General features: G+C 73.1%; 13 protein-coding genes. 7 read left to right on the top strand and 6 right to left on the bottom strand.

What is annotated here, in order from left to right; all coding sequences use genetic code 11:
• Window positions 1-19 precede the first annotated feature (19 nt).
• The 3 genes from AB0K14_RS08400 (at window position 20) to AB0K14_RS08390 (ending at window position 3,156) form a co-directional block, all read left to right on the top strand.
• Window positions 20-961, top strand: coding sequence for a DUF389 domain-containing protein (locus AB0K14_RS08400; RefSeq protein ID WP_360450875.1), 942 nt, complete (start codon window positions 20-22; stop codon window positions 959-961).
• 112 nt (window positions 962-1,073) lie between these two features.
• Window positions 1,074-2,273, top strand: a complete 1,200-nt coding sequence (locus AB0K14_RS08395; RefSeq protein WP_360450872.1) for a hypothetical protein — start codon at window positions 1,074-1,076, stop codon at window positions 2,271-2,273.
• Between the two features lie 52 nt (window positions 2,274-2,325).
• Window positions 2,326-3,156, top strand: a complete 831-nt coding sequence (locus AB0K14_RS08390; protein ID WP_360450869.1) for an SGNH/GDSL hydrolase family protein — start codon at window positions 2,326-2,328, stop codon at window positions 3,154-3,156.
• A 2-nt stretch (window positions 3,157-3,158) separates the two neighbouring features.
• Here the strand turns inward: AB0K14_RS08390 and AB0K14_RS08385 are convergent, their stop codons facing one another.
• The 5 genes from AB0K14_RS08385 to AB0K14_RS08365 form a co-directional block, all read right to left on the bottom strand.
• Window positions 3,159-4,955: a glycosyltransferase family 39 protein gene (locus AB0K14_RS08385; RefSeq protein WP_360450867.1), complete on the bottom strand. Its 1,797-nt coding sequence runs from the start codon at window positions 4,953-4,955 to the stop codon at window positions 3,159-3,161.
• Between the two features lie 35 nt (window positions 4,956-4,990).
• The gene (locus tag AB0K14_RS08380) at window positions 4,991-6,202 is read right to left on the bottom strand and encodes a bifunctional glycosyltransferase family 2/GtrA family protein (protein WP_360450865.1); all 1,212 of its coding nucleotides are present in this window, start codon (window positions 6,200-6,202) and stop codon (window positions 4,991-4,993) included.
• A 38-nt stretch (window positions 6,203-6,240) separates the two neighbouring features.
• A complete protein-coding gene (locus tag AB0K14_RS08375; RefSeq protein ID WP_360450862.1) occupies window positions 6,241-8,025 on the bottom strand; it encodes a glycosyltransferase family 39 protein in 1,785 nt (594 codons plus the stop codon).
• A 101-nt stretch (window positions 8,026-8,126) separates the two neighbouring features.
• Window positions 8,127-9,590, bottom strand: a complete 1,464-nt coding sequence (locus AB0K14_RS08370) for a HAMP domain-containing sensor histidine kinase (protein ID WP_360450860.1) — start codon at window positions 9,588-9,590, stop codon at window positions 8,127-8,129.
• Complete coding sequence (locus tag AB0K14_RS08365; protein ID WP_360450857.1) at window positions 9,568-10,308, bottom strand: response regulator transcription factor; 741 nt, start codon at window positions 10,306-10,308, stop codon at window positions 9,568-9,570. The genes AB0K14_RS08370 and AB0K14_RS08365 overlap by 23 nt, the downstream gene beginning before the upstream one ends.
• 148 nt (window positions 10,309-10,456) lie before the next feature.
• Here AB0K14_RS08365 and AB0K14_RS08360 point away from each other — a divergent pair, with 148 nt between their 5' ends.
• Together AB0K14_RS08360 and AB0K14_RS08355 are read left to right on the top strand one after the other, a co-directional pair.
• The gene (locus AB0K14_RS08360; RefSeq protein ID WP_360450854.1) at window positions 10,457-11,029 is read left to right on the top strand and encodes a hypothetical protein; all 573 of its coding nucleotides are present in this window, start codon (window positions 10,457-10,459) and stop codon (window positions 11,027-11,029) included.
• Between the two features lie 11 nt (window positions 11,030-11,040).
• Window positions 11,041-11,715, top strand: a complete 675-nt coding sequence (locus AB0K14_RS08355) for a copper resistance CopC family protein (RefSeq protein WP_360450852.1) — start codon at window positions 11,041-11,043, stop codon at window positions 11,713-11,715.
• 47 nt (window positions 11,716-11,762) lie between these two features.
• Here the strand turns inward: AB0K14_RS08355 and AB0K14_RS08350 are convergent, their stop codons facing one another.
• Window positions 11,763-12,506, bottom strand: coding sequence for a carbonic anhydrase family protein (locus tag AB0K14_RS08350; protein WP_360450850.1), 744 nt, complete (start codon window positions 12,504-12,506; stop codon window positions 11,763-11,765).
• Between the two features lie 308 nt (window positions 12,507-12,814).
• Here AB0K14_RS08350 and AB0K14_RS08345 point away from each other — a divergent pair, with 308 nt between their 5' ends.
• Entirely contained in the window at window positions 12,815-14,608 is a 1,794-nt protein-coding gene (locus AB0K14_RS08345; protein ID WP_360450847.1) for a 5'-nucleotidase C-terminal domain-containing protein, read from the top strand.
• The gene (gene mug, locus AB0K14_RS08340; protein WP_360450844.1) at window positions 14,605-15,114 is read left to right on the top strand and encodes a G/U mismatch-specific DNA glycosylase; all 510 of its coding nucleotides are present in this window, start codon (window positions 14,605-14,607) and stop codon (window positions 15,112-15,114) included. The genes AB0K14_RS08345 and mug overlap by 4 nt, the downstream gene beginning before the upstream one ends.
• The last annotated feature ends 14 nt before the right edge of the window (window positions 15,115-15,128 follow it).

The raw sequence follows: 15,128 nt of genomic DNA, 5'->3' as shown, positions 1-15,128 counted from the left end.
GAGCAAGCCCCGTAGCACCGTGCTGCACCTGCGGGCCATCTGCCCGGTCGAGCGCACCGACGACGTGCTGGCCGCGCTCACGCAGCACCCCGGCGTCACGCACGTCGTGCTGCTGCGCGGCGCGGCCGTCGCCCCGGTGGGCGACGTGGTGGAAGCCGACGTCGCCAGGGAGGCCACCGACGCGGTGGTGGCCTCCCTGTGCGCGCTGGGCGTCGACCGGGACGGCGGCGTCACGCTGGAGCAGATCGACACCGCCCTGTCCGACGCGGCCGACCGCGCCGAGGAGGCCGCGCCCGGTGACGGCGCGGACGCCGTGGTGTGGGAGGAGCTGCTGGCCCGCACCGGCGAGGAGTCGCGGCTCAACGTCACGTTCCTGTCGTTCCTGGCCATCGCCTGCCTGCTGACCGCGGTCGCCGTGGTCACCGACTCGCCCGTCACGCTGGTCGGCGCGATGGTCGTCGGACCGGAGTTCGGGCCGCTGGCCGCCATCTCCGTCGGCCTGGTGCTGCGCCGCTGGGACCTGGTGCGGCGGGCCGGCCTGGCGCTGGCCGTCGGTTTCCCGATCGCGATGGTGATCACCGCGTTCGGCACGTGGCTCGGCTCGCGCACGGGTCTGTTCGAGCCCGGTCTCGCGCTGGCCGGGCACGAGCTCGACTTCGTCTTCGAGGTCGGGCCGTTCTCGTTGATCGTGGCGCTGCTCGCGGGCGCGGCCGGGATGCTGTCGATGACGTCGGCCAAGTCCGCGGCGCTCGTCGGGGTGTTCATTTCGGTCACCACCGTGCCCGCCGCGGGCTACGCCGCGGTCGCCGCGGTTCTCGCCCAGTGGGACATATGCCTCCAGTCGATCGCCCAACTCGCGGTGAACCTCGTCGGCGTCGTGGTGGCGGCGGCGCTGGTCCTGGCGTTGCGCAACCGCCGGGGGCAGGCCCGTGACCTGGGACGACCGCTCGCCAACGGTTGACCGGGCGGCGATTTCGACGAAGGGTGGTACCCGGCGGCTCGTGAGCACTACCGTCACGGTGCCCGGACGGGTTCTGTCAGGTCGGTGGCCACCGGGAGTAGGGTCGGAGGGGATGAGCGTGGAGATCACCGCCGGCCCGCAGGACATCGACGACGCTGCCCCTACCGAGCTGGACGACGCGGTGGCAGCGGCCGAGTCGGTGTTGAGCAGCAGGTTCGGCGCACCGGTTCGGCTGGCCGACCCCGAGGACCTCGGGGGTGCGGGCCGGTCGGTGGTCGCGCGCGTCCGGGTCGCCCACACCCCGTTCTCACTGCCCCGCACGCTGGTGGTCAAGCGCTACCCGTCGCGGGTGGCCGACCGCGACCCGTTCGCGCACGAGGTGGTGAGCCACAAGCTGCTCACCGCGCTGCCGTCCGAGGAGCGCCTCACCCCCGAGCTGGTGGCGCAGGACAACGTCAAGCGGCTGGTGGTGCTGGAAGACCTCGGCAAGGCGCCGCGGCTGGCGGAGAAGCTGCTGGGTTCCGACGCGCGGGCCGCCGAACGCGGGCTGCTGTCGTGGGCGCACGCCATGGGGCGGCTGCACGCGACGACCGCCGGGCGGGACGCGGACTTCGACGCGTTGATGCGCCGCCAGGGCTCGCAGTGCTGCGCCGACCCCATCGTGGTGGACGTGCACACGGCGCTGGCCGGGCTGCCGGAGCTGTTGGTTGAATCGTTGGAAGTCGACACGCCCGAGTCCGTGCGGACGTTCGCCGAGCAGGCCGTGCGGGGGTTCGTCACGTCCCGCCGGCGTGCCTTCAGCCCGTCCACGTCGTGCCCGGACAACCACCTCGTGACCAGCAAGGGCGTCCGGTTCCTCGACTTCGAGGGCGGGTGCGTGCGCGACATCGTGTTCGACGCGGCGTGCCTGCGGGTGCCGTTCCCGTCGTGCTGGTGCGCCTACGGGCTGCCCGCCGGCATGTCGGAGGCGATGGTCGCGGCGTGGCGGGCCGAGGTGTCGTCGGTGTGGCCGGACCTGGACGACGACGCGGTGTTCCTGCCCCGGCTGCTGGAGGCGCAGCTGCTGTGGGTGTGGCTGGGTACGTGGCGCGGCCTGCCGGGCCTCGGCTCGGCGCTGCCGTCCGGGCACCGGCCGCTGGACTCGCCGCCCCGCGTGGTGGTGCTGACGGCGCGGTGGGCGCGGCTGCGGTCGGAGGCGTTGGCGTTGGGCGCGACGCACGTCGCCGCGCACGCCGAGGACGTCCTCTCGGCGCTGGTGTCGCGGTACGGGGCGAAGGCCGCGGAACTGCCGCTGTACCCGGCATTCCGGTAGCGTTCCGCTGTTCGTCCTCGGCGCGTCACGTCGTTGCGCCAGGGTCTGCGGTGTGGCCAAGACGGTGCGCAGCCTGGTGGTCCTGGGCGACTCGACGACGGTGGGCGTGGGCGATCCCGTGCCCGGTGGGTGGCGGGGCGTCGGTCCGCTGCTCGCGGCGGCGATGCCGCACGCGCGGTACCTGAACGTCTCGTTCACCGGCGCGCGGGTGACGTCGGTGCGGCACGAGCAGTTGCCGCGGGCCCTGCGCGCGCGGCCGGACGCGGCCGTGTTGCTGGTGGGGATGAACGACACCCTGCGGTCCGATTTCGACGCACGCCGGCTCCACAACGACCTGGACGCGATCGTGGGCGCCTTGGTGTCGGCCGGTTCCGCCGTGGTCACGGTGCGGTTCCACGACCACAGCCGGGTGTTCCGGCTGCCGGGCGCGTTGCGGCGGGCGTTGCGGGCGCGGATCGCGGAGTTGAACGACGTCATCGACGCGGTGGTGCGGCGGCACGGCGTCGAGTGCGTCGACCTCGACCTGATGGACGGCGCGTACTCCCTGGAGACGTGGGCGGTGGACCGGCTGCACCCGTCCGAGGCGGGGCACCGGAAGCTGGCGGCGTCGTTCGCGGCGCGGTTGGCGCGGGCGGGCTGCGAGGTGCCGGGCAGGGTGTCGCCGGTCTGCACGGGTGGCCTGAAGGTGACGCCGCTGCACCACGTGGGCTGGCTGGTGGTGAAGGGCGTCCCGTGGCTCTGGCGCCGGGGCCGCGACCTGCTCCCGTACGCCGCCACGATCATGTACCGCTCGTGGGCGGGCTACCCGGAACCACGGCGGCACGTCGTCGACCACTCCGGCGGCGAGGCGGTGGTCACGCCGACCACCGCCTCCACCGGGTGACGTCAGCCGAGTTCGTACACGGTCGACTCGCCGATCTCCACGGCCTCGTAGTTCGCCTCGACCCACTCGCTGATCTCGTTGCCGCCGCCCATCCCGCCCATGCCGCCGCCGGAGACGAAGTAGCCGATCCGGCCGTCGGCCACGTACTGCTTGAACGCGGCCAACGTGGGCGCGGGGTCGCCGCCGCTCCAGCCGCCGATCCCGATCACGGCCTTGCCCGAGCCCAGCGCCAGGTTCGCCGCGCTCTGCGCGCTCAGCGTCGCCGCCGCCCACGTGCCGGTGGTGCCCTTGAGCAGGTCGATCAGCTCGTCGGAGGTCGCGCCCATCGGGCCGCCGCCCATGTCGGCCGTGTAGGACGCGGGACCGGACATCGGGATGGAACCGGCGTGCGGGGTGGCGGCGGTGGCCACGCCGAAGGCCGCGGTGGAGAGCACCGACGTGGCCAACGCCAGCGCGGCCACCCGGCGCACACCCATCACGATCGCCGTGGCCACCAGCACGGTGAGCGCTGCCACGACCCAGCGCAGCGCGGGCATCCACTCGCCGAACCGCTGGAGCAGCGCGAAGCCCCAGAACCCGGCCGCGGCGACCATCACCGCCAGCGCCACCCGCACCGGCAGGTGCTCGCGGCCGCGCCACATCTCCCGCCCGGCGATGGCGACGAGCGCGGCGACGCCCGGCGCGACGGCCACCGTGTAGTAGGGGTGCGTGATGCCGGTCATGAAGCTGAACACGATCCCGTTGCCCAGCACCCACAGGCCCCACAGCACGAGGGCCGCCCGGGTCCGGTCGGTGCGCGGCAGGCGGCGGGTGAACCACAGCCCGGCCAGCAGCCCGATGAGCGCGGCGGGCAGCAGCCACGAGATCTCGCCGCCCATGCTCGCCCCGAACAACCTGCCGATGCCGGTCTCGCCGCCGAAGCCGATGTTGGCGTTGCCGCCGCCCGCGACGATGCCGCCGCCACCGCGGCCGCTGAAGATCCGGCCCAGGCCGTTGTAGCCCATGGCCAACTCCCACAAGGAGTCGTTGGACGACCCGCCGATGTACGGGCGGGATTCGGTCGGCCACAGCTCGACCAGCGCGATGAACCACCCGGCGGACACGACGACGGCGAGCCCCGCGCCGAGCAGGTGCAGGAAGCGCTTGAGCAGCGTGGTGGGCGCGGCCAGCAGGTAGGCGGCGGCCAGTGCGGGCAGCACCAGGAACGCCTGCCCCATCTTGGCCAGGAAGGCGAACCCGATCGCCACCCCCGCCAGCGCGAGCCACCGGCCGGAGCCCTTCTCCAACGCCCGCACGGTGCAGTAGGCCCCGGCGACCATCAGCAGCACCAGCAACGCGTCGGGCAGGTTGAACCGGAACATCAGCACGGCGACCGGGGTCACCGCGAGCGCCGCGCCCGCCACCAACCCGGCGACCGCGCCGGACGTGCGCTTCACCGTGGCGTACAACAACCACACGGCCAGCACGCCCTCGACGGCCTGCGGCGCCAGCACGGTCCAGCTGGAGAACCCGAAGACCCGCGCGAACAATCCGCTCACCCACAGCGCGGCGGGCGGTTTGTCCACCGTGATCACGCCGCCGGCGTCGAGCCCGCCGAACAGCCACGCGGTCCAGCTCTGCGCGCCGGCCTGGGTGGCGGCGGCGTAGTAGCCGTTGCCCCAGCCGGACGCGGTGATGTTCCACAGGTACAGGACCGCGGTGCCGGCCAGCAGCACGACCAGCGCGGGCGTGGTCAGGTTCCGGCCCGACGGTGGCGCGGCGGAGGTGGGTGCGGGTGCCGTCAGGGTTGCGGTGGTCATGGAAGGGGTCCCTGGGGTCGGAGTGGGTGTGGTCATCAGGTGGCCTCCGCGGTGCGGCGCGACCGGAAGACCCAGTTGCGCAGCAGCAGGAAGCGCAGCACGGTGGCGAGGAGGTTGGCCCCGACGACCGCGACCAACTCGGCCGGGCCGCCGGGCGCGGCGAACAGGTGCAGCAGGGCCAGCGAACCGCTGGTCAGCGCGAGGCCGAGGCCGAAGACGAGCAGGCCCTCGAACTGGTGCCGCCCCGCGCCGCGCCGACCGCGCACCCCGAAGGTGAACCGGCGGTTGGCCGCGGTGTTGGCGATCGCGGTGACCAGCAGCGCCACCAGGTTCGCGCCCTGCGCGCCCAGGCCGGCGCGCAGCGACACGAACAGCAGCAGGTAGGCCAGCGTGCTGATCACGCCGACCGCGGCGAACCGGACCAGCTGCTTGAACAACCCGGCGGGCACGCCCGGCGTCTGCGGTGCCAACGGTTCCCTCCCCAGCTGGGCGCGGAGTTCGCCGATCGGGATCCGCCCGGTCACCAGGCCGCGCGCCACCCGGGCGACGCCCTTGAGGTCGGCCACCGCGGTCGACACGATGTCGACCCGGCTGTCCGGGTCGTCCACCCAGTCCACCGGCACCTCGTGGATCCGCGCGCCCGCGCGTTCGGCGAGGACGAGCAGCTCGGTGTCGAAGAACCACCCGGTGTCCTCGACGTGCGGCAGCAGCCGCCGGGCGACGTCGGCCCGGATCGCCTTGAACCCGCACTGCGCGTCGGTGAACCGGGTCGCCAGCGTGCCGCGCAGGATCAGGTTGTAGCAGCGGGAGACGAACTCGCGCTTCGGTCCGCGCACCACCCGTGCGCCGCGGGCCAACCGGCTGCCGATCGCCAGGTCGGAGTGCCCGGAGATCAACGACGCGACCAGCGGCGCGAGGGCGGCCAGGTCGGTGGACAGGTCGACGTCCATGTACGCCAGCACGGCGGCGTCCGACTCGGTCCACACCGCCTTCAGCGCTCGGCCGCGCCCCTTCTCCGCCAGGTGCACCGCGGCCACGGCGGGCAGTTCGCGGGCCAGCCCGTCGGCGACGGCACGCGTGCCGTCCGTGCTCGCGTTGTTCGCGATGGTGATCCGGAACGTGTAGGGGAAGGTCTGCGCGAGGTCCGCGTGCAGCTTGCGCACGCAGGGCGCGAGGTCGCGTTCTTCGTTGTACACGGGCACCACCACGTCGAGCACGGTGGTCGTCGTAGCCGTGGTGAAGGTCATGAGCCCACCCTCGGGCGCTTGACTGGGCGGCTCGTGTGTCATGGCTGTGCGCCGGCTGTGAGGTCGTAGACGTCCACGCCGTCCACGGTCGTCGCGGTGAACGTCCCGGCCACCCACTCGGCGATCCGCTGCGACGCGTCGCTGCCGGTCTCGGCGGGCATCCCGGCGCCGCCGAGGAAGTAGTGGACCAGTCCACTTCGGACCATGTCCTGGAACTCCTGGAGCGTGGGCGCCGGATCGGTGCCGTTGAAGCCGCCGACGGCCATGACCGGCTCACCGCTGCCGAGCTGGTACCCGGCCGCGTTGTTCGACCCCACGGCCGCCGCCGCCCAGGTGAAGCCCTCGCTGTCGCGCAGCAGCGCCACCAGCTCGTCACCCGGCGTGGGCGCGTGCAGCAGACCGCCGACGCCGCCACCGGTGGTGGTCGCGTTCCCGCCCGGACCCATGAGGAACATCCCACCGGGCCGGTCGGTCCGGGCGGGTCCGGCGCTGGGTATCGCGCCGGAGTGCGGTGTCGCGGCGGTGGCCACGGAGTAGGCGCCCGGCCCGAGCAGCGCGGCGACGACGGCGACCGGCACGACCACCGCGGCGGGCGCGACCGAGGCGAGGAACAAGCCCACCGCGCCGATCAGGCCGAGGACGAGCACGACCGCGGCGAACGCGGTGGACCAGTCCAGCAGCAGCAGGTAGCACTGGAGCGAGGTCACGGCCAGCGCGCCGGACAGCGCCGCCGCCGCGCCTGCTTCCTGCCGCCTGCGCCACAGCGCGACCGCGCCGATCCCGATCAACGCGCCGATGGCCGGGGCCAACGCCACCGTGTAGTAGGCGTGGATGATGCCGTTCATGTAGCTGAACACCACGGCGGTGATCACCAGCCAGCCGCCCCACAGCGCGAGCCCCACCCGTTCGGCGGTCCGGCCGGCCCACCAGCCCGCGATCAGCAGCACCAGCGCGGTGGGCAGCAACCAGGCGATCTGGCCGCCCATCTCCTCGCCGAGCAGCCTGCTCCACCCGGCCGAACCCCAACCGCCGCCACCGACGCTGCCGACCTCCTCGCCGGTCAGCCGGCCGAGCCCGTTGTAGCCCAGGGCCAGCTCCAGCACGCTGTTGCGCTGCGAGCCGCCGATGTAGGGCCGCGCGTCGGCGGGCACGAGCTCCACCGCCAGCACCCACCAACCGCCGGCGACGACCACGGCGCCCAGCGCCGCGCCCAGGTGCCACACCCGGCGCGCCAACGGGGCCGGGGCGAACGCCAGGTACACCAGCCCGAACGCGGGCAGCACCAGGAACGCCTGGAGCATCTTCGCCAGGAACGCGAACCCCACGGCCGCGCCGGCGAGCACGAGCCACCCCACCGAGGCCTTCCCGGTGGCGCGGACCGTGGCGTACGCGCCCGCCACGAGCAGCAGCACCAGCAACGCGTCGGGGTTGTTGAACCGGAACATCAGCACCGCGACCGGCGTCAGCGCCAGCACCGCGCCCGCGATCAGACCGGCGGCCCCACCGGCGGTCCGGCGCACCGCCGCGTGGAGCAGCCACACGCTCGCCACGCCCATGAGCGCCTGGGGTACCAGGATGCTCCAGGCGTTGACGCCGAACAGCCGGGCGGACAACCCCATGACCCAGGTGGCCGCGGGTGTCTTGTCGACGGTGATGGCGCCCGAGGGGTCGGTCGCGCCGAAGAACCACGCGTGCCAGCTCTCGGCACCGGCCTGGGCGGCGGCGGAGTAGTAGGCGTTGGCCCAGCCGGAGTCGCCCAACCGCCACAGGTACAACACCGCCGTCCCGGCCAACAGCAGCAACAGGGGGAGTCTCGCTCGCATGGGGTCGAGCCTGTCGGCGAACCCTGGGCGGCCCTTGTGCACCGCCTGTGAGCCGGCTGTGCGCGCGACCGGGGACTCGGCCGGGTGCGGTGCCGGCCGGGTCAGCGCGGCAGGTGGACGGTGAACGTGGTCCGGCCGGGCCCGCTCGCCAGCCGCACGGAACCGTTGTGGGAGGCCACGACGGCGGCCACGATCGACAGGCCGAGCCCGGTGCTCCCGGCCGCGCGGGACCGCGACACCTCGCCCCGGCTGAACCGCTCGAACACCTCGCCCTGCAGTCCGGCGGGGATGCCGGGACCGTTGTCGCTCACCGCCACGCGCACCCCTCCCTCCACAGTGGACAGGGATGTGGTGACCGTCGTGCCCGGCGGCGTGTGCGTGCGCGCGTTGGACAGCAGGTTCGCCAGCACCTGGTGCAGCTTGTCGGCGTCACCGGTCACCTGGACGGCGTCGGGCGGCAGCTCCAGCCGCCACTCGTGGTCCGGTCCGGCGATGCGGGCGTCGCTGACCGTGTCGACCACCAGCCGCGACAGCTCGACCGGCTCCCGCGCCAGCGGACGCCCGGCGTCCAGCCGGGCCAGCAGCAGCAGGTCCTCCACCAGCGACGTCATCCGCACCGCCTCGGACTCCACCCGCCGCATCGCGTGCGCGATCTGCGGCGGCACCTCGTCGGACGAGCGGCGGGTCAGCTCGGCGTAGCCGCGGATCGCGGCCAGGGGGGTGCGCAGCTCGTGGCTCGCGTCGGCGAGGAACTGCCGGACCCGCGTCTCGCTGGCGTGCCGGGCCTCCAACGCGCTGCCGACGTGGCCGATCATCCGGTTCAGCGCGAGGCCCACCTGGCCGACCTCGGTGTCGGGGTCGGCGTACTCGTCGGGCACCCGTTCGGCCAGCGCCACCTCGCCCTGGTGCAACGGCAGCTCGGCCACCCGGCTCGCGGTCGCGGCGACCCGCTCCAGCGGGCGCAGGGTGCGGCGCACGATCAGCGCGCCCGCCAGGCTCACCCCGACCAGCCCGGCCAGCGCCACGCCGCCGAGGATCCACCCCATCCGCCACACCGTGCTGTCGACGTCGGCCATCGGCAGCCCGGTGATCACCTTCATGCCGGTCGGCGTGGTGGTCGCGATGATCCGGTGGTCGCCCAGCTCGTCGCCCAGCCACACCGTGCGCGGCCTGCCGTCCGCGGCGGCCGCCTCGGCCCGCGCCGCCACGTCGGTCGACAGCCCGGCCCGGTCACCGCTGTCCGGTGTGATCCGCTCGGCGTTGGTGCCGCCGTTGGGGTGCTTGATCAGCACCAGCGTGCCCGGCCCGAACCCGGGTCCGTCCAGCGGGTTGTCGAACCGGCCCGGGAACGGCGGTGGCGGTACCTCGCGCCCCACCCTGGCCGCGGTCTCGACCAGCTGGTCGTCCAACCGGGCGATCAGGGTGTCCCGCAGCGCGAACCCGGTCGCCACACCGATGATCGCGCACACGACCGCCAGCAGGACCACCTGGGCCACCACCAGCCTGGTCCGCAGCGGCCAGCTCCTGCTCTGCGAGGGGTGCTCAGGACGAGGGCTTGAGGACATAGCCCGCGCCCCGCATCGTGTGGATCATCGGCGTCCTGCCCGCGTCGATCTTCTTGCGCAGGTAGGAGATGTACAGCTCGACGATGTTGGCCTGGCCGCCGAAGTCGTAGCTCCACACCCGGTCCAGGATCTGCGCCTTCGACAGCACCCGCTTGGGGTTGCGCATCAGGAACCGCAGCAGTTCGAACTCGGTCGCGGTGAGGTCGATCGCGGTGTCGCCGCGACGCACCTCGCGCGTCTCCTCGTCCAGCATCAGGTCGCCCACCACCAGCTCGGTGCCCGCGCCCGCCTCGGTGACGCCGGTGCGCCGCAGCAGGCCGCGCAGCCGCAGCACGACCTCCTCCAGGCTGAACGGCTTGGTCACGTAGTCGTCGCCGCCCGCGGTGAGCCCGGCGATCCGGTCCTCCACCGCGTCCTTGGCGGTGAGGAACAGCACCGGCAGGCCGGGCAGGTCCGCCCGCATCCGGCGCAGCACCTCCAGCCCGTCGAAGTCGGGCAGCATCACGTCCAGCACCACCACGTCCGGCCGGAACTCGCGCGCGGTCCGCACGGCCGACGTGCCGTCCAGCGCGGTGCGGACCTCCCAGCGCTCCATCCGCAGCGCCATGGACATCAGTTCGGCCAACGTGGACTCGTCGTCCACCACGAGGACGCGCACCGGACTGCCGTCCGGGCGGCGGAGCTCAGGGGAGGATCCCGAAGCGGACACTGGGCGCATGCTCCGATCCTGAACCCGGCCCTTGAGCCGGACCTGTGCCGATCCTGTGTACCACCTGTGAACCCGACCGGCCGGGTGTGGCACACGCACAGCCACCGCCCAAGGGGCGCACAGCCCGTTCACAGGCTCGCCCGAGACCGTGGTCGCCATGACTACCGACACCGAGCAGCACCCGACCTGGGGTGAAGAGCCGCCGCCGCAGGCCGCCGCTCCCGGAACCGGCTGGAACGGCCGCAAGACCATCGCCGCGGTCGCGATCGCGGTCGGCATCGCCGCCGTCGGCGGCGGTGTCATCTACGCCGCGAGCACCTCCGACGCCGCGCAGGGCATGGGCGGCCCCGGCGGTTACCGCAGGGGCAACGGCGGCCTGGTGATCATGGGCGGGCCGTTCGGCGACACCCAGCACGGCGAGTTCCAGAACGGGCAGGTCACCGAGGTCAGCGAGTCCTCCATCACGGTGCGGAGCACCGACGGGTTCAGCGGTACCTACAAGCTCGACGGCGACACGCAGGTCAACGGCGGGCACGGCGACCTGGACGACATCGCCGAGGGCGACGTCGTGACGATCATCGCCGGCCAGGGGGACGACGGCGGCGAGGCGACTGTCGACAGCATCATGGAGGGCGACATGCAGCGCGGCCCCCAGCAGAAGCAGGGCAACGGCCAGCCGCCCGCGAAACCGGACTCGACCGGTGGGCAGGACGCACCCCCGACCCGGTAGAACTAGTCGCCATGACCCGACTGGCGCTCTCGGCACTCCTGGCCACGCTCACCCTGTTCGGGGTGGCGCCCCAGGCGCTCGCCCACACCGACCTGGTGTCCAGCGACCCGGCGAACGGCGCGTCGGTGCCGCAGCGCCCCACCCGGCTCACGCTGACGTTCACCGAGCCGGTGCCCGCCGAGAGCGCCACGGTCACCGTCACCGGCCCGGACGGCAGCACGTGGCCGTTGGGCGAGGTGGTGGCGGACGGGGCGACGTTGACCATCGCGGTGCGCGAGTCGGGGTCGCCCGCCGGTCCGCACACGGTGGCCTGGATGGTCGAGTCGCTGGACGGCGACTTCGTCGACGGCACGTTCGCCTTCACGCTGACCGCGCCACCCGCCGCACCGGCCCCGACCACCACGCCCGCGATCACCGCGCCCGCCGCGACCTCGACGAACGGCGCCGTCGTCACGAGCACGAGCGCTGAGCCGGCCGGCACGCTCACCCTGGAGGCCACCACGCCGACCTCCACGTCGTCCACCTCGACCGCCACGGTAAAGGTGGACGACGACGGCCCGCCGCTGTGGGTGTGGATCCTGATCGCGGCGGTGCTCTGCGCGATCGGCATCGCGATCGGCGTCGCCCTGCGCCGCCGCGCCGCCCGTGCCGAGACCACCGAGGGCACCGACGGGCCGTCCGAGTAGCCGGTCCCGCGCGTCGGTGGGGCGGACCTCCCCGCCCCACCAGCCCGTCAGATGTGCGGCAGTTCCACCCCGACCGTGCGGCCGTTCAGCGGCTGCACCGGGCGCGCGTTGCCCTCGTGGAACAGGGCCTGGAAGCGGGAGACGGTGGCCTGGCCGACCGTCTTCTCGCCCATCAGGAACCACTGCACGCCCTCGGTGAACGGCGCGGTGGTGAGCGAGCCGGTGTAGCGGGCCGTGGCGCGGTTCACCGGCAGCAGGGTGTTCAGGTCGATGTCCGCGAGGTGCACCTCCTCACCGCACTCCGGCGCGAGGTGCTCCAGCACCCTGTCCACCGTGGACGGTGCGCCGACCCGCAGCGGCACGCCGACCACCAGCAGGGAACCCGCGGCGCTGCGGTGCACCAGGTGCATCTCCAGCGGGTCGGCGTGGCCCGCGAACCGGTGCTCCGACGGGGTGTGGAAGTGGAACTGCACGAGGTCGTACCGGACGCCGGAGAGCATCACGTGCCCGGCGCCGGGCTCGACCTCGAACTCCTCGGTCTCCTCGTGGTCGCGCACGGTGCAGCCGTCGGCCGCCGCGGTGTCCTTGCGGACGTAGTGGAGGTCGCCGGCGGCGTGGTGGGCGTAGGAGATCTGGAGCTGGGGGAGGTGCGGGTCGAAGCGGATCGCCGAGGGCGTGATGTCGATCGGGCTCTGCATCGGCACCTGCGATCGGGCCGGGGCGACGCCGGCGGTCAGCAGCGCGCTGAGGACGACGGGGACGGCTACGGCGACGATGTTCTTCCTTGCCACGGGGGTGGAGCCCTTCTCGGAACCTGAGCCCGGCCGAGGATCGACCCGCCGGGCGGGACGGCGTCATCCTTCACCCGTTCAGGCGGCGGCCAGAAGATCCAGAAATCACCCGAAAGCACCAGAAGCGGCAGAACAAGCTGTGCAATCCGTCACAGGGTGATCACTGAAGAGCGAAGAATTCGATACCTAACGCACTAATGGGCAGAAATCGCCCGTGGTTCGCGTGACGGCGGGCGAACGATCTCGCGCGGCCCGCGCACACCGGCGAACCCGCCCAGTGGTCAACGGTCAATGGCTACGGTCGCCCCATGACCGGATCTCCCTTGCACCGCCGCGCCCTGCTCGCCGGCGGCGCGGCGGCCGTGCTCGCCGCCGCCGGGTTCCGCACCACCGCCCACGCGGCCGACCGGACCGGGGGACGGCGGTTCACGCTCACCGTCCTCGGCACCACGGACCTGCACGGCAACGTCTTCAACTGGGACTACTTCGCCGACCGGGAGTTCGACGACGCCGCGCACAACGACGTCGGCCTGGCGAAGCTGTCCACCCTGGTCAAGGCGGTCCGCCAGGAACGCGGCGCGCACCGCACCCTGCTCATCGACGCGGGCGACACCATCCAGGGCACGCCGCTGGCCTACTACTACGCCAAGGTGGAGCCCATCGGCCGCCGTCACGTGCACCCGATGGCCGCCGCGATGAACGAGCTCGGCTACGACGCCGCCGCGCTCGGCAACCACGAGTTCAACTACGGCATCCCCCTGCTGCGGGCGTTCGAGCAGCAACTGGACTTCCCGCTGCTCGCCGCGAACGCGGTGGACTCGGCCACCGGCGAACCCGCGTTCCGCCCGTACGTGATCAAGACCGTGTGGCGCACCGGCGCCGCGCCGCTGCGGGTCGGTATCCTCGGCCTGACCAACCCGGGCATCGCGATCTGGGACAAGGCGCACGTCGAAGGCAGGATGACGTTCCCCGGCGTGCTGGAGCAGGCCCGCGAGTGGGTGCCGAGGGTGCGCCGGGCCGGTGCGGACCTCGTGGTGGTCGCGGCGCACTCCGGCGCGGACCTGTCGTCGTCGCTGGGCGACCTGCTGCCGTTCCCGGAGAACTGCTCCGCGCTGGTCGCCGAGGAGGTGCCGGGCATCGACGCGATCCTGGTCGGGCACGCGCACACCGAGATCGCGCAGCGGTTCGTCACCAACAAGGCCACCGGCAAGCAGGTGCTGCTGACCGAGCCGCTGTTCTGGGGCAAGCGGCTGAGCCTGATGGAGTTCGACCTGGCGTGGACGCCGGGGCGGGGCTGGCGCGCCGAGGCGTCCCGCGCGCAGGTGCTCGACACCACCACGGTGCCTGAGGACCCGGTCATCGTGCGCGGCCTGCGCGACGACCACGACAAGGTCGTGGCCTACGTCAACGCCAGGATCGGCACGTCGAAGTCCGCCATGTCGGCCGCCACCGCGCGTTACGAGGACACCGCCGCCCTCGACTTCGTCAACGTGGTGCAGGGCGAGGCGTTGAAGGCGGACCTGACCGGGTCGCTGCCCGTGCTGTCGCTGGCCTCGCCGTTCAACAAGGCCGCCGGCATCCCGGCGGGCGACGTGTCGTTGCGCGACGTGGCCGGGCTCTACCCGTTCGACAACACCCTGGTCGGCGTGCGGCTCACCGGCGCGCAGCTCAAGGACTACCTGGAGCGGTCCGCGAGCTACTTCAAGGCGGTGAGCACGCCCGGACCGCACCAGCCGGACGCGCTGACCAACGCGGGCGGCACACCGGACTACCTCTACGACGTGGCCGCCGGTGTCGACGCGCCGCTGACCTACGACATCGACCTGGCGCGGCCGGTGGGGCAGCGGATCACCGGCCTGGCGCACGACGGCGTGGCGGTGACCGCGGACCAGGCGTTCGCGGTGGCGGTCAACAACTACCGGCAGGCGGGCGGCGGCAACTTCCCGCACATCACCACCGCGCCGGTGCTGCACAACCGGCAGTGGGAGATCCGGCAGCTGATCCTCGACCGGGTGCGGGAGCGGGGCGAGATCGACCCCACCGCGTTCCACCGCGTCGACTGGCGACTGGTGGTCGACGGTGCGCCGGTGGTGGTCGGGTGAGCCTGCCGGACATCGTCGAGCCGGGATTGGACGTGCTGTTCTGCGGCATCAACCCCGGCCTGCTGTCGGCCGCCAAGGGGCAGCACTTCGCCCGGCCGGGCAACCGGTTCTGGCCGGCGCTGCACCTGTCCGGCTTCACGCCGCGCCGGCTGACCCCCGCCGAGCAGGGCGAGCTGCCGCGCTACGGGCTCGGCATCACCAACCTGGTCGCGCGGCCGACCGCGCGGGCCGACGAGCTGACGCCCGAGGAGCTGCGCGCGGGCGGGGCGAGGTTGACCGCGCTGGCCGAGCGGTACCGGCCGAAGGTGGTGGCGGTCGTCGGCGTGACGGCCTACCGGGCGGCGTTCGGTCGCAAGGCGGCGAAGATCGGCCCGCAGGACGAGTCGATCGCGTCCTCCCGGCTGTGGGTGCTGCCGAACCCCAGCGGCCTGAACGCCCACTACCAACTGCCCGCCCTGGCCGACGTCTTCGGCCGACTGCGCTCAGCGCTCCCACAACCCGACTAGCACCCCCCGGCCGA

This window comes from Actinosynnema sp. NPDC050801 (assembly GCF_040673975.1).
Taxonomy (GTDB): Bacteria; Actinomycetota; Actinomycetes; order Mycobacteriales; family Pseudonocardiaceae; genus Actinosynnema.
Note: the sequence above shows the minus strand (reverse complement) of the source record. Positions and strands in the feature narration are given on the sequence as shown.